Annotated in this window: 22 protein-coding genes; 6 read left to right on the plus strand and 16 right to left on the minus strand. The window is 43.3% G+C overall.

Annotated features, from left to right (window positions below):
* Positions 1-38 precede the first annotated feature (38 nt).
* From D6D85_RS11920 to D6D85_RS11985, 14 genes are all read right to left on the minus strand, one after another.
* The gene (locus D6D85_RS11920) at positions 39-1,169 is read right to left on the minus strand and encodes a (Fe-S)-binding protein (protein ID WP_125672264.1); all 1,131 of its coding nucleotides are present in this window, start codon (positions 1,167-1,169) and stop codon (positions 39-41) included.
* On the minus strand, positions 1,166-2,425 hold the full coding sequence (locus D6D85_RS11925; protein ID WP_125672265.1) for an FAD-binding oxidoreductase: 1,260 nt from the start codon (positions 2,423-2,425) through the stop codon (positions 1,166-1,168). The genes D6D85_RS11920 and D6D85_RS11925 overlap by 4 nt, the downstream gene beginning before the upstream one ends.
* Before the next feature lie 78 nt (positions 2,426-2,503).
* Positions 2,504-2,932 carry a CbiX/SirB N-terminal domain-containing protein gene (locus D6D85_RS11930; protein WP_125672266.1) on the minus strand — a complete coding sequence of 143 codons (429 nt, stop codon included), beginning with the start codon at positions 2,930-2,932 and terminating at the stop codon, positions 2,504-2,506.
* A 53-nt stretch (positions 2,933-2,985) separates the two neighbouring features.
* Positions 2,986-4,650: a coenzyme-B sulfoethylthiotransferase subunit alpha gene (gene mcrA / locus D6D85_RS11935; protein ID WP_125672267.1), complete on the minus strand. Its 1,665-nt coding sequence runs from the start codon at positions 4,648-4,650 to the stop codon at positions 2,986-2,988.
* A 29-nt stretch (positions 4,651-4,679) separates the two neighbouring features.
* Positions 4,680-5,450, minus strand: coding sequence for a coenzyme-B sulfoethylthiotransferase subunit gamma (mcrG, locus tag D6D85_RS11940; RefSeq protein ID WP_125672290.1), 771 nt, complete (start codon positions 5,448-5,450; stop codon positions 4,680-4,682).
* Positions 5,451-5,475: 25 nt separating this feature from the next.
* The gene (mcrC, locus tag D6D85_RS11945; RefSeq protein WP_125672268.1) at positions 5,476-6,108 is read right to left on the minus strand and encodes a methyl-coenzyme M reductase I operon protein C; all 633 of its coding nucleotides are present in this window, start codon (positions 6,106-6,108) and stop codon (positions 5,476-5,478) included.
* On the minus strand, positions 6,105-6,497 hold the full coding sequence (gene mcrD, locus D6D85_RS11950) for a methyl-coenzyme M reductase operon protein D (protein ID WP_125672269.1): 393 nt from the start codon (positions 6,495-6,497) through the stop codon (positions 6,105-6,107). The genes mcrC and mcrD overlap by 4 nt, the downstream gene beginning before the upstream one ends.
* A gap of 2 nt (positions 6,498-6,499) precedes the next feature.
* On the minus strand, positions 6,500-7,828 hold the full coding sequence (gene mcrB, locus D6D85_RS11955; protein WP_125672270.1) for a coenzyme-B sulfoethylthiotransferase subunit beta: 1,329 nt from the start codon (positions 7,826-7,828) through the stop codon (positions 6,500-6,502).
* 114 nt (positions 7,829-7,942) lie between these two features.
* A complete protein-coding gene (locus tag D6D85_RS11960; protein ID WP_161969854.1) occupies positions 7,943-9,577 on the minus strand; it encodes an ATP-binding cassette domain-containing protein in 1,635 nt (544 codons plus the stop codon).
* Positions 9,578-9,588: 11 nt separating this feature from the next.
* Complete coding sequence (locus D6D85_RS11965; protein ID WP_125672272.1) at positions 9,589-10,446, minus strand: methanogenesis marker 8 protein; 858 nt, start codon at positions 10,444-10,446, stop codon at positions 9,589-9,591.
* A gap of 34 nt (positions 10,447-10,480) precedes the next feature.
* Positions 10,481-11,041 carry a flavodoxin family protein gene (locus tag D6D85_RS11970; RefSeq protein WP_125672273.1) on the minus strand — a complete coding sequence of 187 codons (561 nt, stop codon included), beginning with the start codon at positions 11,039-11,041 and terminating at the stop codon, positions 10,481-10,483.
* Between the two features lie 795 nt (positions 11,042-11,836).
* Positions 11,837-12,907 (minus strand): uroporphyrinogen decarboxylase family protein, encoded by a 1,071-nt coding sequence (locus D6D85_RS11975; protein ID WP_125672274.1) that lies wholly within the window; start codon positions 12,905-12,907, stop codon positions 11,837-11,839.
* Complete coding sequence (locus D6D85_RS11980) at positions 12,907-13,557, minus strand: corrinoid protein (RefSeq protein ID WP_125672275.1); 651 nt, start codon at positions 13,555-13,557, stop codon at positions 12,907-12,909. The genes D6D85_RS11975 and D6D85_RS11980 overlap by 1 nt, the downstream gene beginning before the upstream one ends.
* 269 nt (positions 13,558-13,826) lie before the next feature.
* Positions 13,827-14,831 carry an MtaA/CmuA family methyltransferase gene (locus D6D85_RS11985; protein WP_125672276.1) on the minus strand — a complete coding sequence of 335 codons (1,005 nt, stop codon included), beginning with the start codon at positions 14,829-14,831 and terminating at the stop codon, positions 13,827-13,829.
* Positions 14,832-15,033: 202 nt separating this feature from the next.
* Between D6D85_RS11985 and D6D85_RS11990 the strand changes: the two genes are divergently transcribed.
* The 3 genes from D6D85_RS11990 to D6D85_RS17245 all read left to right on the plus strand — a co-directional run bounded on the left by D6D85_RS11990 (position 15,034) and on the right by D6D85_RS17245 (position 16,340).
* Positions 15,034-15,633: a hypothetical protein gene (locus D6D85_RS11990; RefSeq protein WP_125672277.1), complete on the plus strand. Its 600-nt coding sequence runs from the start codon at positions 15,034-15,036 to the stop codon at positions 15,631-15,633.
* A 92-nt stretch (positions 15,634-15,725) separates the two neighbouring features.
* A complete protein-coding gene (locus D6D85_RS11995; protein WP_125672278.1) occupies positions 15,726-15,911 on the plus strand; it encodes a hypothetical protein in 186 nt (61 codons plus the stop codon).
* 123 nt (positions 15,912-16,034) lie between these two features.
* A complete protein-coding gene (locus tag D6D85_RS17245) occupies positions 16,035-16,340 on the plus strand; it encodes a DUF6951 family protein (RefSeq protein WP_373695749.1) in 306 nt (101 codons plus the stop codon).
* Between the two features lie 25 nt (positions 16,341-16,365).
* On the opposite strand, the gene D6D85_RS12000 is transcribed toward D6D85_RS17245, so the two are convergent.
* Both D6D85_RS12000 and D6D85_RS12005 read right to left on the minus strand, forming a co-directional pair.
* Positions 16,366-18,345 (minus strand): ASKHA domain-containing protein, encoded by a 1,980-nt coding sequence (locus tag D6D85_RS12000; protein WP_125672279.1) that lies wholly within the window; start codon positions 18,343-18,345, stop codon positions 16,366-16,368.
* An 87-nt stretch (positions 18,346-18,432) separates the two neighbouring features.
* Positions 18,433-18,960: a hypothetical protein gene (locus D6D85_RS12005; RefSeq protein WP_125672280.1), complete on the minus strand. Its 528-nt coding sequence runs from the start codon at positions 18,958-18,960 to the stop codon at positions 18,433-18,435.
* Here D6D85_RS12005 and D6D85_RS12010 point away from each other — a divergent pair.
* From D6D85_RS12010 to D6D85_RS12020, 3 genes are all read left to right on the plus strand, one after another.
* Positions 18,926-19,414, plus strand: coding sequence for a hypothetical protein (locus D6D85_RS12010; protein ID WP_125672281.1), 489 nt, complete (start codon positions 18,926-18,928; stop codon positions 19,412-19,414). The two genes, D6D85_RS12005 and D6D85_RS12010, sit on opposite strands and share 35 nt — an antisense overlap.
* Before the next feature lie 105 nt (positions 19,415-19,519).
* The gene (locus tag D6D85_RS12015) at positions 19,520-19,846 is read left to right on the plus strand and encodes a DUF6951 family protein (protein ID WP_125672282.1); all 327 of its coding nucleotides are present in this window, start codon (positions 19,520-19,522) and stop codon (positions 19,844-19,846) included.
* A 221-nt stretch (positions 19,847-20,067) separates the two neighbouring features.
* The gene (locus tag D6D85_RS12020; RefSeq protein WP_125672283.1) at positions 20,068-21,069 is read left to right on the plus strand and encodes a hypothetical protein; all 1,002 of its coding nucleotides are present in this window, start codon (positions 20,068-20,070) and stop codon (positions 21,067-21,069) included.
* Positions 21,070-21,074 lie beyond the last annotated feature (5 nt).

Raw genomic sequence — 21,074 nt, forward strand, 5'->3', positions numbered from 1 at the left:
CTCTTTTTATGGAAAGAGCCGCTCTGGAGTTATAGAACTCACTCGACAAGCTCATCTAATACCTCAACTAGATCAACTACTTTAATCTCTATTCCCTCAGCTTTGGCTGCATCCTTCATATGATACTTGCAGAACGGACAGCAGGATATCAGATACTCTGCTCCAGTTTCCCTAGCCTCATTTATTCTTATCTTTCCCATGGATAGCGCAAGATCCTTGAACTGCGATTTCACTCCACCGCCAGATCCGCAACAGAAGGAATCTCCTCTATTTCTTTCCATCTCCACTAAATTGGCGCCCATCGCCCTAATTACCTCCCTAGGCTCTTCATAAACTTTGGCATGCCTTCCCAAGTGACATGGATCATGATACGTTACCGTAGCATCAAGCTTTCTGGGGCTGATCTTTCCCTCCTTTATGAGCTTGTTGAGGACTTGGGAGGAGTGTAAAACCTCAAAGTTCCATTCATATCCCAGTTCCTTTGCTATCTTGGGATAATCTAAAAGCAAAGTTCTGTAGCAACCGGCACAGGATGTTATTATTCTCTTCACTCCCCTCTTTCTCCATTCCTCGATATTCTTCTTGAAGAACTCATATGCTATGTCCCTTTGCCCGGTCCTGAGAAAGGGAGAACCACAGCAGTACTCATATCTTCCTAAATATGCAACCTCAAGACCTGCTTTATTAAAGAGATTTACAGTGCTTTTAGCTATTTCTGGTGCTCTAAAGCTGGCAGTGCACCCCGCAAAATATATAGTATCTCCACTATCCCTATACTTGAACCCTCTTATCCATTCCTCTCTTTTCTCCCTTGGCTCTCCATATGGATTATCGAATTTCTCTGCTAGATCTCTTATTCTCTTGTGATGAACTAGTGGAGCTTTACCATCCTTAACAAGATCATTTCTAACTTTTTCCCACAGATCAACTAAGTTGAGGGAGGTTTGGCAAACCTCTTCACAAGCACCGCATGTTGTGCATCTGAAGAAATCCTCGACAAGCTCTTGATCGAGCTTTATTACTCCATTCTTTATCCCTCTTAGTGCATAAAGTTTGCCCCTTGGAGAAACGCTTTCCCACTTAATCACGGTAAATGCTGGACAAACCCTGCAGTAAAAACACTGGGCACATTTCAGAATTGCATCCTCAACCTCCTTTTCTATTTTCATGCTATCAACCCCGCAAGCCTTATGAAGAACGGGATTATCCCCTCAGGAAACACCTTGCCCGGATTAAGAAGACTATTTGGATCCACTTTTTTCTTAAAAGCAAGGATCTCCGAATAATCCTTTCCCAAAAGAGTTTTGCTCTCATGGCTCAAAAAGAGACCCGTGGAGTAGGAGACTCCTCCCATTCGTTTTGCGATTTTAACTGCTTTAAGGCTATACCTCCAGGTGAGAGGGTAGGCTATCTTCTTTCTTTCATCCGATAGAATGAAGGTGAGAACAGCCCCTCTGCGATCCTTAATATAGCAGACCTCGCTCCCATTCGGACTTTTTATTTTATTTTTGAGTAATGTAATATATTCTTCAATTTTATTTGAGGGTAAAATGTTCTCAGCCTCCACCAAGCTTGGACCTAGCTTTTTAATTCTCAGAGGATAGAATCTGCCGTTCCATATCTCCTCTCCTATGCTCTCATCCCCCTCAAGTCTCTGGGTTGTGGCTATCATCAGGGTATCCTTCTCGGGCATGTTCGTCCCGAAGGCCATATTCTTCAATTTTATGTATCCACTATCCAAAAAGAAGGCTGTGTAATGATCGCCTGAGTAAACAAGTTTCTCCGCTTCATTAGGAGAGACAAAAAACGCATAATATCTCATATCCTCCTGTTTTTTAACCTTTATCCATGCCCTCACAATAAGGCCTGTGGTTCCCTCCATTCCCACATACTTCTTGAGCTCCTCTCCTTCCACCTCTCTTACCCCATTGAAGTCCACTATCCTCAACTTCACGACATTATCCCTTATTCCTCCGTACTTTAGGCTTCCGTATCCATAGCCATCTTGCGCAATCCACCCAGCAACAGTGGAGGAGAGAGCACTAGATGGATAGACTCTCAATGATAGCCCTTTCTTGTTGAGTTTTTTCTCTATATCCCACCAAACCGCACCAGGTTCACACTCAATTAGCATCTTGTCTTCATCGACCTCAAAGGCATCCATTCTGGTGAAATCGATTATAATTCCCCCTTTAGTTGGCAGAACGCCGCCGTAGCCTGAGGTACCAGCGCCTCTGGGAATCACTGGAGTCTTCCTTTCCTTAGCAATCTTCAGAATCTCAAGTACTTCTTGCTCATTTCTAGGTTGGTAGACAGCATCAGGCATCTTGAGAAACAAACCTATGAGCGGAGCATTTGAGACATCATGAGAATATAGATATCTCTGGATAGGGGATTCACTAAATGGGATCTCAGCACTGCTCAAATACACCACCTCACTTATTGCGGCATGAGGACAAATTTAATAAATTTTCCCCTTTACCCTTACTGGAAAGAGTTGAGCTCACTCTTCCTTCCTATTTTTGGCATTTTCTGCCTTGTTTACTGCTTCTCTTCCTCTTTCAATTAAGATGTCCGCAATTCTCTCATCAAAGCCTATTGTACTGGCATATATAACCTTTAATTTAATACCGTCTACATCTACGATTTCCTCTTTTTCCCTTCCCTGAACACCCAGCTCCTTCGGGATATCATGTACTGTGTGGGCTCCCTCCGACAGAAATACAGGTATTGCTACGACCTTTCTGTGTCCTTTTCTAGCTATTTCTCTCAGGGCCTCCCTTATGCTGGGCTTATTAACATTCATAAAAGAATAGTAGACATCTGCAAACATATTCCTCTTTTTTAGAGCCTCAGTCATCTTTCTTGCGTTCTCCTTCTGGAAGTCTAACGTGCTCCCATGATATATCAAAAGAGCAACTACATCCTCCATGGTAAAACCTCCTCACTTTTTAAATATAAAAAGAAAAAAAGAGGGATGGAATTTTACGGAGGTATTATAGGATCTCTCTCGCCTGCCGGCATGAACTCCCTAAGAGCACCTTTAGCAAAGCACTTTCTCGGCTCTACAAAGTCGAATTTGAGATGAGGATCAGCAAAAGCAACTTTTACCAATGGATTGACGCACCAAGCATGCCTGCATGCCATGTGTGCAGCAGCCACTATTCCAGCATATTCACCTAGGTGGCCGACGTTCATCGCATAGTTCGGGTAATTGGGTCCTCTCAGCTCCAATGGCAGGCCTTCATCACTCCTGTAGGAGAAGGAGTTTGCTGCTCCCATCTGATCCTGTGCATCATACCCGAAGAATCCCAGCCTTCCCCAGTGCTCCTTGTGGAGTATCTGGGAGAAGTACCATCCATTAACTCCAGCATTGGCGTCCCCTGTAGCTATAGCGACTCCTATACCTGAAGCTGCAGCAGCTACTGCCGCTCTCTGCGAACCTCCAAAGTGCGTCTCCATTAACGCAGGATACCTTTCATACTGCTCCAGACTATAAAGAGTGACCTCCGCAGCAATGTCTTCTATCACATCCAGCGATGGCTTGACTTTAGCAAATCCTCCATATTTTGACTTTACGTAATCTGCTGCATAGTAACTATAGTCATCGAGAATATTGTCAGTGTAAACTGGAGTTGCATATTGTGTAAACCCGACACCACCAGACATGTATATCCCGAACCAGAGCTGGTCATATATGACAGAGCCAGCAGCTAGTGTCTCCAGAGCCACTTTCACAGGGTCATCTGGATAAACTCTGCTTGTCTGAACGATATCAGCCATATAGCCAAATGGCAATCCTCCCGGCTCATTTGGACCTCTGGCTCTTCTCCAAGGCATCAAGGTGGCCATTTCTATTACTTCAGCATGTTTTGCAGCAAATGCAAACTCTCCTATTGCTGCCTCTCCGGCCATGAGCTTGTATGCATCTATCATGCTCATGCTTATCTGCATAGCAGACCATCTTGCTATAGTTCCACCATCGGCTACTCTTCCCACTATTGTGGGTACCCTCATAACCTGCCATAAGGACTTGCCTATTGCCTTCTTAAGAGCCTCAGCCTGCTCGGGTGGGAACTGCTTGTTTATGTCTATCAGGAACCTTTTGTCTATTCTGTCTGCGAGCTCGTCATCTCCAGTAAATACCTTGACATAGGAGTCCTCAACAAGCGCAGGGTGAATCTCAACCATATGCTCTTGGACAACAGCACCTCCTGGTAATGCATGATTCAGTATCTCAAGGTAATGGTTTATGGACTCGGGAGTCACCTCCTTGCCCAGCCTTTTCTCTAGGATCATGTGAGGTGCATCAAGGCCGACTATAACGGTCCTTCTTATGTCGTCCCACAGCTGTTGCATTGCTGCATTGTTTATAAAGTGAAGATCATCTCCCTCCACATATACCCCAGTTCCAGAAACTTCATAAGGCATCAGAACTCTTTGGCCAAGAGGTACCCCTAGATGAAGCTCAGGATTGTATCCCGGTATTCCTCTCTCTTTAGCCATCTTCTGAGCATATTCATAGAATTCCGTTTTTCTCTTTGATTGTCTCCATGCCCCGAATACATAGAACTGGGTGGATCTTTCTGCAGGATCCTCCTTAAATTTCTTTCTCAGGGCATCTATAAACAACTTCTTCTTCTCACTCATAACACCACCTCCTTCTTCTTGTACATCTTTTATACCCCCTCCGCTTTGGAGGGATTAAACCCAGCAAGAGTTCTTAAACTATGGATTCTCTTTACGAAATCCAAAAGTTCCTTGTCATTTCTAGTTGATATTCCATCGTGTCTGTAGGTTGTAGTGATCTTCTTTAGCTCCTCCTCTGGAAGAGGCTTACCCATCCTAACTGGTGTTTCAAGCGGAGTTCCCAGCTGATCCTTAACATATACTACTTCTCCAGTTTTCTCATCGTAGACGTATCTTCTGAGCATGTCGAACATTAAACCATGCTCATCAAGCCTTAAGGCATGTCCATGAACAGTAGCACCCCTTATACCTGTGCGAGATGGGTCAAAGAACTCTGTTTCTATGAAATCCTTAGCTATGATCTCCAGATCCCTCTCTCTTGCTTCAATAGGGTTCCTTCCAGATAATGTCCCAGTGTCAACACCGCGGTATCTCCAGAGGAGCGTCCAACTCCTTATATAAGGCATAAGAGGAGCGAAGTAAACAGAGTCTGTGAATTGGATGAATCTAATTCTGTCGCCTGCTTTTGCCCCTGGAGTTGGTTCCACCAACTCCCTTATTGGGCATTCTGGTTCGCCTAGCTCCTCAAGCGGAGGATGGACCGATTTATAAGCTTCGCCAGGCTTTCTATGACCTAGAATCTTTATGAGATCCTCATCTGATATAGACCTCAGCTTTCTTGGTTTATAGGATGGATCCATATATCTCCTTCTATTTTCAGCTATAACAGTTTCTCCAGGATATGCAGGTTTGTAGGGCATACCTTCCACTCTCACACTCATACTTTCACCCCATAACCTTTTGTATATTCAAAAAAAACTTCACTTTTTTGCATATTTCATCCACCTTCTCAGGAGGGCAGCTCTCCCCCCTCACTACATCAGTAACTACTTCGATGACCTCCCCCAGGGTTTCAGGTCTCTCCGGCTTAACCGATGCAGTTCTTATGCCAGCTTTTGCAAAGTCCTCAAGAGTCACAGGACATTGACATACAATTATTGCTTTTATTGGTATGTATTTTAATATAGCTTTTGCCTTCGCTACAACATGATGCTTAACATTTCCTAGGTGAATTATGCAGAGTTTATGTCTTGAGATCACATCGATCTCCTCTACTTTTATCCCAAAATGCGATCCATACCCGCCTTTTATTGTAGATGCGTCAGGAGGAGGACTAGATCCTGCATCCAGTATTAAAACAGAGGGGTTGATGCCTTCTCTTCTCAGACCTGCGGTAATTTCGCACACAGGTTTTGTAACATGCCTAGGACCAGGAGACATTCCGACAACGATAACATCAGATTTTGATCCCCCGCTGTATCCATCTGATATCGTCCCTCTTTGAGCTAGACCTCCGCCAAGACCTATGCCCATAGTTTCTCTGCAATCAACAAACTGCGTTTCTCTGCCTATTTTCATTTAAGATCCTCCTCTCTCTCAGGAGCAACAAGCAAGTACTGCATTATTGAGTCATGAATTGTAGGACGGTCTTTCAGGAACTTCCCAACTCTTATGGAGTATCCAAAGGGTAAAAGCTCGTCACATATCTCCCTAACCTTCTCTACTAAGGAATTCGGATTATTAGTTCTCATTATTATTCTGCCAACAGCAACTCTAAGCTCAACCTCCTTGCCATGCAGACTTATTATCTCCCTTCTCTCCCTGCCCAATGAAGGACCATGCACTACAATCTCTTGCACATCCTCCAGCTCCTCTATTGCATTGAGAAGTTTCTCAGCAGTTTTTGCACTTAACAATCTGTTGGGAAATATCTCAACATCACTTATACTGGGGGAGGCCTGCATCATCCTTACACAGCTCCCTTTATGCTTGCTGCTGCCTTAGCTACATGTACTATGGGCTCCCTGAGCACTGGTATTGTGCTGAATGTGCGACCTAGCACCCCAGCTATTGCCTCTGGAGTGTAGTGCACAGTTCCTGCGTCGAGAGCTATTGCAGCAGCTATGCAAGGTGCAACAAATCCCTTGCTATGTCTAGTCACGATGTGATTTCCGTGAAATACAACAGGACTTCCACCCCCATAGATTGAGTGACTAAAGAATGAGAACTCAACTCCAGTTCCTTGGACTCTTCCAAAATCGACAGCTGGTAAGCCTACCTGCCTCTCCAGAAGATCATTGTAGTATACACTGACTGCGGAAACACTTTGCATTGCTCTCTGAGCTCCACAATTCACCATTGTAGCTGCAAGATATCCCGCTGCTGCATATGCATTCCATAGGGCCATATCCTTAGCTTTATATGTCCTATAACCCGATTTAGAGGTTCCATTCGGCTCAATTACTCCATCTTCTATGGCTCTCTTCACAAGACTTGCAACAACTGTCCCAACAGAACCGTTCTTGCCATTCTCCTTGACAAGTTCATATACTAAGTTGTTTGCGTTTAACGCTTGGAACGCTAAGCCTAATAGATGCAGCCTCTCAAAGGATCCTACAGCATCGCCCATCTCTACCATAGCGGACTGTTCAAGGATACCTGCAAGAGCGGCAGCATTTATCGCATTCCTTCTGGTGATCACAGTAATATAAGACACAGGGATGTTCCTCATCACATAACCAAGACCCTCATTTTCCTGAGGCACTGAGAGGAGGGATTTAATATATGCTCCCATCAGGTTCATTGTCTGTGGATATCTTCCCCAAACGGCGGCCTTGACCATTGGTGCTTGAAACATGTCCAAGTTGAACAGGTTGATTATAGTCTCAGTCAGCGCAGCCGCAGTAGCAGTTATGGGCGCAGTGTACTCGATCGAGTTGAGCACCCTTATGGTGGGAACCTTTACTAGCAAGCTCTTTCCATTCTCAAGTACCTGTACCTCAGTATCGTCATCCTTCTTTACCTGAACTATCTTCTTGATTCCATCGGCAATAGCATGGGCATTGCCAACTAAGTCCAATTTCAGGGATTTTCCAGGAATGACGCATTTAGAGCCTCCTACTGCTCCTCTCTCCAAGGCCCTTTGCATTCCCTCTAAGTCTACTGCAACGGATCTAGCAATTGTCATCTTGATTTCGATGATGGCAGGGTTCAATAGGGGATGAACTGCCCTCAGGGGCACATCGGATTCAACTAATCGGCCCCTGTCGTCATATAGATCGATTTTGTCCTCCTTCATAGTATCACCCTAGGGCCCATTACTCTCCTATCTTCCAAAATAAAAACTTTACGTCCTAATTAAATGAATGATTCCTAAATTAGTTAAAAAGGTAGCCTTTTTGCTAAGTATTTATTAAGATTCTTCATACAACTTACCTTCCTTAATAACTAAGATTCTGTCTGCCATCTCCCTCACTAAATCATGTTGATGACTTATTATTATAATTGTGGTACCATTTATAGAGTTAAATTTCTTGAGAAAGTTAGAAACTTTCCTGAGCGTTACAGGATCTATATCGCCAAATGGCTCGTCTAAAATCAGGATATCAGGCTTTGTCATGACAGCCAGTGCTATGCCCAGCCTTACTGCTTCTCCACCTGAAAGCTCGTGGCTGTACCTATCCAAGATCTCCAATGAGAGATCTAATCCTTCTAATATTTCATGAATTTCATCTGTTATGCTTTCCTCAGCTTCCGGAAAGAGCTCCTTTATTATATTATAGGAAAGTCCCAATCTCATAAGCCTGATTTCAGCCTCCTCTTTTGGCAGATCTGTCATTCTATAAATTGCATCAAACAGTTTCTCGCTTATACCGAGCTCTGTTGCCCTTTTTTCGGCCTCTCTGACAACTTCCTCCCTCTTTATTCTAATTCTATAGGATATTAGGTCCCTCACCTTTGCCCAGTATGGAAGAGCGAACTCCTGATGAAGGATCCCTATTTTCCTTCTAGCATTCACGCTCTCATTTCCAAAAGTGCTCCAATCAACCCACTTTTCATCTGTTCTTACCAGAACCTTTCCCTTATCGGGCAGTTCTAATCCAGCTATAATTCTGGAGATTACAGTTTTTCCACTGCCACTTCTTCCCAGTATGCCCACTATCTGTCCTCTCTTTATGGAGAATACTACATCTTCCAGCTCAAGCGTTTTGCCCCCTGGAATAACATAATAGCTTTTATAAACTCTGTCAGCTCTCACATTGTCTTTTCCTATTTTGCTTCTCTTGGAAAAAGAAGGCTCCATTTCAGAAAGAAACTTTCTGAGAACATCCTCAGTTTCCCCGCTCGCTATGACTTTCCCTTTATCGAGCAGAACTACTCTTTTTGCAAGCTCCTTATGGATCTCCGGCATGTGAGAGGAGAATACTAAGGTAACTCCCATTTCCTCATTCGCCCTTCTCAGGATTTCAATGCATTTTCTCCTGGTTTCAGGGCATGTCATCGTTCCAAATTCATCAACAAGCAGAATTGATGGATTCTTCGCCAATTGCCTAGCTAATACCAATCTCTGCTTCTCTCCACCGCTCAGGACTTCTGCCCAGCATTCAGCTTTGTGCTTTAGATCCACCAGTTCAAGTAGCTTCATTGCCTTCTCATAGAGCTCCTCATAAAGTGAGGTGTCCTCCTCAGGCAACACTTCATCTCCCCATATCGTGTAGTAAAGAGCTCTTATCACGTTTTGTACAACCTTCTCCGACCATAATCCAAAGGATCTCTGCAGATGAATAGCTGTTCTCTTTCTAACCTCTCTGAACTTATCCCTCTCTGAATTCGGCGTCAACTCTATCCCATCTATGATAACCTTTCCTTCGTCGAAGTGCTCTACACCCCTGAGTATCCTGAGCAGAGTTGTCTTGCCACTTCCGCTTTTTCCAAGCAAACCCACCCTTTCCCCCTTTTTTATCTCAAGTTCGGAGATATCAAGAGCTTTTATGGAGGATCCCGATTTAAGAGGAAAATACTTGACCAAATTTTCTATCTTTATCATTCTCTCACCCCTTAAATCAAGGGGTATGGTTGATCTGATTCTGTGCATGGGATCTTTTCACGGACTATAAGAAGGTTATCGAGATCCATTGCCCTTTCGAGAAGGGCCTCCTTTCCAAAATCTGATACAGCAATCACTGGAATCTTTCTTCCTGCCTGAGCCTTAGCAATGCCCGATAGCCTCTCCCTTAGGATCCTAGATGCACAGAGAGTTATTAGATCAAAGCAGAGGATTTCTTCTAAGTTCCACTGAACTCCGGTTGTATGAACAGCTATTTTCAGGATTTTTATCCCCTTATCCCCCTCTTCTAGGAGCTTGCATGCCCTGGCATCATCTGAAGAGGTGAGAGTAACGCCAATCCTTTTATATCCCTTTTCCATGGCCAATTTCACACCTTTTACTTGATCTATTTCAGCATTCATCCTGTCAACTATAATTCCACCTGCTTGCTCAATTCTCCTCATGACCTCAGGAATAGGAGATGTTTTGATAATGCCTGAGATCCTTCCACCCAACCCCTGCACTAATCTGGGGTTGGAGGTAATAACAGAGCCAGCACAGTCCGCTGCTATCACGGCAGCATCTAGGAAGTTCCTCCTCAGACAGCTGAATAGAATCTCCGAGATGCCAAATGCAGCAAGAGGTCTTTCATCTTCAACTATCCTCTCTACACTAAATAATCCAAAGCTCCTCATCCTATGTTCTATATTTTTCAGGACCTCCTCCTTTGTTATCTCCTTTATCCCGCATAGCTCGTGAAAAAGAGGGCAGTACTTTATCAGAGGCTCACCTATTTCTATAACTTTACCATTTCTTACTTTGACACGAGTTTTTCCCAGCATCTCCATTATGTGCTCTCCGCTATCCATTCACAAAGTCCCCCTATAAAAAAGAAGAAAGGGTTTACTTACCAGTTAGGTATTCAGCTATCTTCTCAGCAAGCCTTACACATGTTTTTAATCCTATTTCGTCCTTTTTGGCGGCATCAAGCTCCTTTAGCGAAGAGACAACAGTACCTCCAAATCTAAGAGGAACAACTCTCATCTCGTGAGCCATCATCCAAAGGACTATTTGCTCACAGGTGAACTCCTGTCCTCCATTCCTAGACTGCCCCACAGCTATTGCTCCACCCACCTTTCCCTTAAGCTTCCCTCTTATCATTATGCTTCTGTCAAAGAGAGCCTTCAACTGGGCGGTAACTCCAGCGTAATAAACTGGGGATGCTACAACAATGCCATCAGCACCTATCATTTTCTCAAAGATGCCCATGGCATCATCTTTTATTGGGCAGCTTTTCTTATCCAAGCAATCTCCGCAATGATTGCAGTACTTAACATCCTTTTCAGCAAGCAGTATTGCTTCGGTCTCAAAGCCTTTCTCCTTCAGTGCATTTAAACAGGTATGGAGAGAAAACTCTGTATTGCCCCCTTTTCGAGGGGATCCGCAAATACCTAGGATCTTCATCAAGCCCCCCAAAAAAGGAGTTTCTTATATAAATGTTTCTAGTAAACTTTTTAGTGAACTTTAACTATTGTCAGGCTTTCTATTACTTTTAAAGGGAATTGCAATAGTCATTGATATTGCTACTCTGAATAAGTACCTGCCTATTAAAATCTAGTTTTAGGGGTAATTTATCATTATAAAACCTTTCTAGACTAAGAATATCCCACAAATTAGCCAAGAAAACAGTAGTGAAGGAGGATGCAAAGGAGTGAAAGAAGGGAAGGCAGCCGAAAAATTAACTAGCTCAGTATTTTTCTCTACCAACCCAATATCCCAATACATTACCAAAAAGGTAGGAATTTCATCAGTAGTATCTACCGCATTCTTCTACAACCTCCGTGAGCACCAGCAAGTTAGATGCGCGCGCCTGTATCATCAGACCCCAAGACTCACCACATCAGTATTAACTTCTTTGCCTTCTCAACAAATTTAAGAGAGGAGCACCTTTTCCGGAAACACACAGTAATCCGGATAAGATGGCGGGAGGGGAGAGTACCAGTAGTCCTAAAGGCAATAGAGCTCTTGAAGGAGGAAGGCTTAGATGCGCCACTTATAGTTTCGATTGTTGGACCTTTCATGCCGTGCGCACTGCAACAGCAACCTTTTTTGTTAAGCTCTGCACTTATTTTCTGCAAGAGTGATATTATATGTTGAGGTTTTACCACTTCCCAGAAAACCATATATTGTGATAATTTTCAATTTCTAGATACTCCCTACCGTTAATTTAAAAAAGAAAAAGTGATGAATGAGCGAGCTTCAGATGTATGATCCATACTCCCGCGATGCCTTAATCATCGCATATACGTTGATAGGGATTGCATTTGGAGGCATTTCACATCCAACGCCAAGGATATAACCCGAGGGATTCTTCATCCCACGCTCTATGTTATCCTTACAGAGTAGGAGTATCTCCTCGAAACTCTTGAACTGGAACGATGGAGGATCTACGTTCCCCATTATCACATCATGATCTCCAAACAGAGATATCTGATTCTCTAGTGGGGTCTCAGGACCGAAAACCCAGATGTATTTTCCTTTCCACCCACATTCCTCCCTGAGTTTCCTGTACCATGGGAGATTCTTGTTCTGATCAGCGCATGGGTGCTCTAGAATTATCTGGACTCCCATTTCTAAGACCTTTCTGTGGACTCTTAGCATGTATGGATATACGAACTCCCCGAACTGATTTGGGCTGATGAGTTTGTTGGACTCTACGGGACCACCACCAAAGGCCATACATTTGTCAGCACCGAAAGTTGATACGAAGTATTCTGCACAGGCTACAAAAAACTCTTCGATTTTTTTGTTGAGCTTGTGAACCAACTCTGGCTTCCTTTTCATCCAGACAAGCAGTCTTTCGGGACCCGCTATATTTGCTGCAGTAGTCAGAACTTCGCCGCATTGGAAAACTGCAGGAAGCCCTATGGCATAGCACTGGCGCGCAATCTCCATCATAATAGGGATCGAGCCAGCAGTCTTTGGATCCGGGACCTCGAGCTTGTCAACGTCCTCCTCGCTCTTTACAGGCTCTTCTATGACATAGGGGGCAGACTGTCCAGGCTCATATGGGAAGCCTACTTTCCCGCCGAATTCCCAAGCACCAAAAGATGCATAGCCGTACATAGGAGACGAGTCATAACCATACATTTCGGCGCATAATAGCTGCGCCCTGAAGCTCTTCTTCGGGTCAGTGTATAGGTCGCCTATGGGTACACCGACTATCTTAGCGGCAAAACCTAGGATGAACGGGATTACTGGAACTCGGTCTGGCTTCTGGCCCATAAGGACTGCAGCTAGACGCTCACCCGGCTTCATTCGATCTATCATCACGCACCACCCCTCTTAATCAAGAGCTCTTTTGCAACTCTTACAGCTGCAGCTGCATCCTTTGCATAGCCGTCTGCGCCGTAAGCTCTTGCCAATTCCTCGCTTAGAGGGCCTCCACCTACCATTGTTATCGTCTTAGGCGCCTTTTTCTTGAGTTCGCTTATTATCTCAGGCATGGCTATCATAGATGTTGTCATCAACGCAGACATGCCACAAATGTCCGCCTGCTCTCTCATAACAGCCTCCACAAACTGCTCATTTGGAACATCTCTACCCAAGTCTATAACTTGGAACCCTGCAGCCTCCATCATTATCTTTACTAAGTTCTTCCCAATGTCGTGTATATCCCCTCTAACGACCCCAAGAACAATTTTTTTGGGCGTTTCAACTCGCTCAGCCTTAAGATATGGTTTAAGAACACCTATAGCGGCATACATAGCCTCTGCCGAGCAAAGTATCTCGGGAACAAACATCTCCCCCTTCTCATATTTTTCACTCACGATATTCATACCGGCAGCACAGCCCTCCATAATTGCTTCATATGCATCGATACCCTCGGCAATTGCCTTCTTTGCAAACGATACTACTTTATCGACATCTCCCTCAACAGTTGCATCTCTAAGTCCTTCCAAAATCTCTTTTTTTCCCATTTTTCTTCACCCTATCTTTCGGCGCACAGATGTGCGCCGTAATAAAAAGCAAGCTTTTCTAATAAACTTTTTTCGACAAAAAATAAGAAAAAAATAGGATGGATTATCCATCCTTTTCTTAAAAAAAAGTGTAATCGCCCTAATTAAGCGGAAAGCAAAGAAGCAGACGTCGATAAGCAAAACAATAAATGCCAATCTGCTTGGAAAAATTTTTAACATTTTGCACGCACCTCTACTTATCAATTAAAAATAATATAAGAGAAAGTAATTCATTTAGCACATTTTTTAGCAATATCTACAAGCACCTTTATGTTAGCTAGAGGAGTGCGCGGCGCTATCCCACATCCCGGTGCTAATACATCAATTCCAGCCTCTATTGCAGCCCTTGCCTCTTTCTCGACATCAGCAGGAGTTCCCATGAACAGGGTCTTGGCTGCAGATACATTGCCCACCAAAACAGGTTTGGAACCTATTGTGGCCTTTGCTTCCCTAACATCGACCTTCTCCTCAATGCTGAGGGCATGAAATCCGGTCTCAGCCATGTCCTTGATGATTCTTTGAGCCCTACCACAGATATGAAGTACACCTATTGCTCCTTTTCTTTTTATCACATCAGCAAGTTCCTTCAATTTCGGCTTAACCAGTGATGCAAAATCCTTCTGACTTATGAGATCAGGCGAGGCTGTTGGGTCACAGGGAACGATTACTTCAGCCCCAGCATCTATGAGAGCTTTTGCATACTCTACGTTTGCCTTAGTGCACAAATCTAAAGCCTTAGCAACAGCATCACGCTGTTTCATAATCATTATCATCATTTTTTCAACGCCCAGAATATGCCCAGCCAGCGTCATAACTGCCTCAAATCCAGCCATTTTGGGGAGATTTTCGTATTTCTTCCTCATCAACTCCACTGCCTTTATGACAGCTGGTATCCTACCTCTTTCTAAAAAATCAGAAGGTAGGTTTTCCGGGATGGATGGCAGAGATTTCCTCACCGATGGCTGTTTATCCATTGTTCCCATATCCACTCCGCATCCAAGAGCCTCTGCCTGTACTGTAAGGCAGAAAGGCACCCTGCAGGTCTCTAACCCTACAAGTTTATAGAGCGAGACACCGAGCTCAACCATTTTCTCAGGGTCTTTGTGGGCCTCAGGCCAGAAAACACCAAGCTTTTGCATTGCCTCGACAATGCCAACCTGTGTTACGCAGGAAACTACGACTTTCTCCTTTTTCTCTCCCAAAAGGGCGCCCAAAACTCTCTCTCTGGGAGTCATATAGGGTCCTTTTTCTGGAGAAGGAGATCAATATAAAATTTTTCCTAGTAAGAGTGACATAAGCTTCTCTCGCTATCTTAAGAGAAAAAATTTAAATTTGACTCATTGCCAGAAATTCGGTGAATAATTTATGCCTGACAATCGGAACCTTCCTAATGGTTTAATAAAATTCTTCTCGTCTTTACACAAGCCAGAGGATTCGATGACATTTAGAGATAGCAATCGCGCCCAGAAAGACGAGAAAATAAAGGATGTTCTGAACTTTATGCTCTCGATAAAGGGGATATATAAAGTTAAACTATTAAATGAACAGGAAAAAAAGTACATCTTAGAGTTGGAGGAACAAGCTGAGAAAAAAGTCCTCATGGGTTTAATGCCGGGAGTAAACCAGGGAGTAAGAGATGCTCTATCTAGAAATTTTACAGCCGCCGCTATAACTCAGAATGAATTTGAATGGCCCAAGAAGGGTTTGATTAGGATAGTACATGATAATGAGGTATTGGGAGAAGATGTTAGGGATCAGGAGGAACTGGAAAAATTAAAGAGGGAGGGCTACAAAGTTATTGCAAACTATATCGTAATATATAAGTACGACAGGCTAAAGGAGCTAGGAGGATTTAAGAATACAACCTTAGTTGTGGCCTCCCTTGATCTTGCATGGACTAGGGAGGTTCCCCATTCCTGCAGGGTGGTTGTCGGAAGCCCCTCACTGCCTGCTGATATTTTTATAAAAAAGATTATGGGCATTGAGACCGAGAGCGGCTTTGGATCTATATTAGTAGGATTCGATTTAATTCTTTAATTCTAAAATAAATCTCGATTAATAAAAGTACACACGCAATTTTAAAAATAGGGCGATAATTTTTTTTTAAGTGTCTGGAGCCTAAGTAACTTATGGCCAATAAATATGAAGAGGAGTTGATTAAGAAAGCAGGTTTCTGTAAGGAGAAATGCCCCATATGCACACGTGCAAGGAAAGGAAATAGACTGGCAAGAGCTTTTGTAAAATATGTTGACAGAAAGATTTGCCCATACTGCAAGGCATATGAGAGGATTTACGGGAAAAAAGCATACGAATAAGAAGTTTTAGGAAATATCACCTACGCCTGCAACTTCAAAAGGAGGTTAAAACTTTTGAAAATAAAGTTTATAAGGGGAAAAGGTTATCGGTAAAGGGGGGAATAATTGACCACTAGTTATGTTGTGAATTCTGGACCATGTGCTCATAAAACTTGCGTCGAAGCTGAGCTTGTGCAAGATATTATAAAGCTTCGTATTACCTCGACTTGTCCCCATATTCAGAAATATGCAGAAAAGCTGAAGGAAATCAGCATTAAGGATATATCAAAACCTATGTCAGATAATCCAGCTTATTCATTAGCACGCGATCTTACAGTAAACTGTGCAGTCCCCTGTGCCGTCTTATATGCCTGTTGGGCTGAAGCTGGATTGATTTCCAAAAACTTGCTGAAGCAGCATCCAACTGTAACAATAGAATATAAAGAATAAATAAAACAAAGTAGGTGTTTTACCGCTACGCCTTGAGCTCGAGTGCCCGCTTTATCTCCGGATGGGTTCCCAACCTTATTATCAGTTCAATGGTCTCTGGGAATCTCTTTAGATCCTTATGGGGAAGATACATCGAGGATACATACTCGTCGTTGAACTTTGGATATGCAGCTATCTCAAAGTGCCTTATTCTTCCCTCCTTTATGGCCTTAGTTATATATTCCCTCTCATCCACAGAGATGAGAGCCATTCGTGCCCCAGTTCCAGCGGAATTTCCGACGAACTTGATTCTATCTATGGGAACTTCAGGGTACATCCCTATCGTCCTCGCGCTCTCTGGATCGATATAATTTCCGAAGGCACCTACAACATAAAGGACATTTATGTCCTTCTCTGTCACATTGTGGAGCTTGCACAAAATTGATGCTACTGCATGTATTGCAGCCTTCGCCTTCTGGATCTCCCTGACATCTTTCTGTGTAAACACTATATCATGCTCCCCCGATGCCGTCTCCTCCTTCCATGCAATAACATACTCCCATCCATCAGGTCCAAGTCTTATTCTCCTTGTCCTTTCGGCCAGCTCTTTGTTGAAGCGCCCGCTCCAATCTATTATCCCTGACTTGAAGAGCTCTGCCATTATATCCACAATTCCGGAGCCACAAATTCCAACAGGCTTTGTATCGCCTATAACCCTGTATGACGGCTCAAGCGTCTCGGGATCTATTGCTATCTTCTCTATTGCGCCATCAGCTGCTCTCATACCGTATTTGATCATCATTCCCTCGAAGGCAGGCCCTGAAGCACATGAACTATACCACACACCCGTGGCCTTACAGCCTATCCCTATTTCAGTGTTTGTTCCAACATCGATGCACATTCCAAGCTTCTCACTATCAAATAGTTTTGTAACAATCATATTCGCAACGTTATCTGCACCCACCCATCCGCCTATCGTATCCAGAAAGTATAGATTGGCCCTTGGATGGCATTTGATTCCCGCTTCCCTAGCTGGCAGGTTCACTCCGCCCATTCTTGGAGGCTGAAATGGTGATTTGGCAACGAATTCAGGCCATATCTTGAGGAAGTACATCATCATCGCGGTGTTTCCAACAAAAACTGTCTCATATATCTCCTCCGGCTTGACTCCAGCTTTTTCGCAGCACTCCTCTATCATCTCATTTATGCCATTGACAACTGCTTTTTGGAGATCCTCAAGACCTTTCCAGCCGTTGAGCAGGACATATGTCAACCTTGTCAGGATATCCTCGCCATATGATATTTGGGGGTTCATCCTTGCAGCTACTGAAAGTACTTTTCCTGTGTTCAGATCCATTAGAAATCCGGCTAGTTTTGTGCTGCCTATATCGCAGGCAAAGCCAAAGCACCTGTTCGTTGTATCACCGGGTTCTACATCTATTATTGTATTTTTCCATACAGTTACCGTGATCTTCCAGTTTGAATCTCTTAGCACTTTTGGCAGAAAGCGAAGAACTTCATAGTGAAAATCCACATCAAGCAAATTGTAATGCTGGGCTAGTGCTTTTATCACCATTTCATCGTCGAATGTTGCATTTTCTAATGTAGGTGGACTCATTTCAATGAAATATTTTCGCACAGCTGGGTTGAAACGCATCACAGGAACTTCAAAGCCTTCTGTCTGAAGACGCTGCTTGCCGACCCTGCTCCTCTCTGGAACAAGTACCAAAACCTCACATGGAGCAAATATCTTAGCACAACAGGCAAGCCTATAGCCAGCTTCGATCTCCTCTTTCGTTAGGAATTTAAGCTCTGAGGGATCTGCAGGGCTTAAATAATCACTGCCTTTTACGATCTTAACCTTGCATTTCCCGCACAAGCCTCTTCCACCGCATACTGATGAGATATCAACCCCTAGCTCTTTTGCGGCATCGAGTATGCTTGTCCCCTTTTTAAAAGAGCCCCTTCTCCCATGAGGCTGGAAAATTACCATCGCATCATCTTCATGATCCCTTCTTTCAAACATTAAATCCCCCCACTGTCTATTTATCTTGGTTAAAAAAGTAGCTTTTTTTGGTATATTGATAATATTTCCAAAAATAGGCTAATGCTCTCACTTGATGATATACTTTTGAGCTTCTTCTCTGGAGAAGGGCTCTGCTTCTATGAGTTCATCGAAGCCATTTTTGCTCCAATACCTCACTTTAGCCTTTTCTCCTCGTGGAACTTTGGAATATGAGGCTATAATCGAGGCTGCTTTTTTCAAGTAATCCTCCTTTAAAACACCAAGATAGACGCCGATAGGCCCCTTAAGCCCAACTACATTGAAGATAATGTCATCTCCTCCTATAAGCTCGATTATTTTTCTATTTTCATTTTCATTTCTTCCTATGACTATCTTGCAGTCATTTTCTAGGCGAAAATGTCTGCCCAGCTTGAGAAGCAAGAAATCCTTTAAAGTGAAATCAGGGTTGTATTTCCTCATGTCATTGAATCTTCTTGCAAACGCAGGATCTGTTAAAATGCAACCACCGGCAGGCTGAAGAAAGGAGGATATACCGAGGTTCCTTGCAAGCTCTAGCTGTCTTTTCCTGCTCCTCCCTCTTATGTCCAGAAGATCCTCGGTTATTGCTCTAGTCATAAGGCTTCCCTTTCTGGATATTGATGAGGGAAGCAGAGCGTATGAAGTAATAATGAAGAACGTTAAAAAGCTGAATATAAAAATTAGGTTCGTGAACATCCTTGATGATTATCTGCCACTTCTAAAAAATCCAAAATATGGATTTGGAAGTGCTGTGAACCCGTGCATTGACTGCAAGATCCTGATGCTGAAAATAGCAAAGAAGGTCATGGAGGAGGAAGGAGCTGACTTCGTAGTTACAGGGGATGTTGTGGATGAGAGGCCCTTCTCTCAAAGAAGAAGGGTACTCAGCATTGTGGATAGAGAAGCTGGAGTTGAGGGGCTAGTTCTCAGACCCCTCTCCGGAAAGCTTCTGCCTCCCACAGTTCCGGAGAAAGCTGGCCTGATAAGGAGGTCCACTCCTACACGCCTCATGATGTGCAGAGCTAGGGTACTGTCCAGTCCTCCTGAATAGAGGACAATCCCTTTTGCCTTCTTCTGCATCACCTTATCAACTAGTAAGATCTATAAATCTTACCGGAGATTGACTAAATTTTTAAAAAGGATAAGTCAGCTTCCTATGACCACGACATTTACAATTACATTCGAGAGGAAATGCTTTTCCCGCATTACGGCAGAGCTTGAGCGGAATGATCAGATAAGAATCAGCATAGCATCCACATGCCCTTCCGCCGAGCTTTTGGGTAAAAGGATAAATAAGATCAAGAAAAAGGATCTATTGAAGCCGATTCATGAAAACCCGGTATGTATAACAGCAAGCGATATGGTGTGCACGGCTTGCGTCATACCTTTAGTCATAGTGAATGCCTGCTGGGTCGAGACAAAGCTGATCCCGAGAAGTATGTTCGAACAACATTCAACTATAACAATAAAATTTGAATCTTGACTTTATGAATTTATTAATTATATTCAAGTCTTTCCAGCTCCTACGTTGCCCTCCTAGGCACACGCCCCAGAGAAAGTCGTGGTAAACTTATTTCTTCGCAGATAAAGGATGAATCTCGCTAATAGCGTGCAAAAATAAGACAAATTGTAGAGAGGCCTCCTGGTTTCTTTTTGTAACAGAAATTTTTTAAGTATAGCACCCTTTATAATAAGGGGTGTAACATGACTATTATTGACGAAGTTATACGACTTAAAGGAGATATCGGGAGAATTCCTGTTGCTCCAGTAATAACATCAAGGAGGGAGCTGTTCGAAGACCTTATAAGAAATAACAGGAGCAAATTAGAGGGGTTTGATGGATTTTTGCTCCATCCAGCAGTTTTCGATTCAGGATGGGTTTATTTGCCTTCTAAGCCCTCGCTTCAGGAGCCAATCCAAGTAATAAAACAGTTTGAAGATTATGATAGACTGAACGAACTTGGTCCTGTGGAATACGCGATCGAAGTTCACAAGGAAAAAGATCTTTTGTCGGACATAGAGAAAAGATTGAAAGAAGCCCCTCAAGAGGTAAACAGATTTGTTGATGAGGTGAGCAAATGGGGTATTGCTTTTTATTGCGGTGCCCTAGGGGTAACACCAATGGGGTATATAACATATTTCAGAGGTTTTTATGATGCCATTAAGGATCTGGCTAGGGACATGACGACTATGTATAAGGTAGCTATGAATATCGCCAAGAAGTATCCGGATTTCCTAGTTGAATTCTGCAAAACCTCAGGAGTACCTAGAGTGTGGATCTCATTTGCTAACGCAACCCCTTCCATAGTAGGTGATTACTACTTCGATAAAATAGTTTGGCCTTCTACAAAAATAATGTTAGAAAACTTAATAAATAAAGGTATAACACCAATAATACAATTTGATGAGGAAATTAAGAACCTTAAATTTTTAACTCAACTGCCCTCTCGGACCTTCGCTGTGCACCTGCCCTCAAGCTCAGATCTTCTCGGAGTTGTCAAGATGCTCTCAGGTAGCGCATGCGTGATCGGCAATCTTAAAATACCACCAGACGACAGTGAACTGAGGAGAATTGATACCTTGCATAAATTATTATCTGAGTATAAACCTAGAAATTTAATAATATCCACAGGCGGAGAAAGTCCCTTCGTGATGACTGCTGACAATATTGGAGAACTCTCAATATTTAATTCATTTATAAAGTGAAAGAA

The sequence above is a fragment of the Candidatus Methanodesulfokora washburnensis genome (assembly GCF_003947435.1).
Lineage (GTDB): Archaea > Korarchaeota > Korarchaeia > Korarchaeales > Korarchaeaceae > Methanodesulfokora > Methanodesulfokora washburnensis.